Origin of the sequence: Mesorhizobium sp. M0522 (genome assembly GCF_040321085.1) — a bacterium.
Lineage (GTDB): Bacteria > Pseudomonadota > Alphaproteobacteria > Rhizobiales > Rhizobiaceae > Mesorhizobium.
Genome location: NZ_JAMYQW010000108.1, coordinates 1 through 501 on the forward strand (window position 1 = coordinate 1; position 501 = coordinate 501).

At 63.9% G+C, this 501-nt stretch carries 1 protein-coding gene; it reads left to right on the forward strand.

What is annotated here, in order from left to right; all coding sequences use genetic code 11:
- A partial coding sequence (locus NKI58_RS35490) for an integrase core domain-containing protein (RefSeq protein WP_352790361.1) occupies window positions 1-501 on the forward strand: 501 nt, incomplete at both ends.

Below are 501 nucleotides of genomic sequence, written 5' to 3' on the forward strand. Positions count from 1 at the left end.
CCGCCCTGGGGCGATGGCGGCCGCAACGACTTCACGCTGCTCACCGTCTGGCTGATCGAAACCGGCATCGCCGTCAGCCACTCCAGGCCTTGCCATCCCCAGACCCTCGGCAAGGACGAGCGCTTCCATCGCTCGCTCAAGGCCGAGGCGCTGCAGGGACCGCCCTTCGCCGATCTCGCCAAGGCCCAGGACGCATTCGACCAGTGGCGCCATGTCTACAACGCCCAGCGTCCCCACGATGCGCTGGACGGCGGCGTGCCGCTCGATCGCTACTGGGCATCGCTGCGCCCTTATCGCGAAACGGTCGAGCCGTTCGAATACGCCAAGGGCGATCTCATCCGCCGCGTACAGCAGCATGGCTTCGTCTCCATTCTTGGCCGCACCATGCGTTTGTGCAGGGCCTTCACAGGAAAATCCGTCGCCTTCAGGCCCACCGCCACAGACGGTGTCTTCGACGCCTGGTTCAGACATCAGAAAATAGAAACCATCGACCTCAATGTC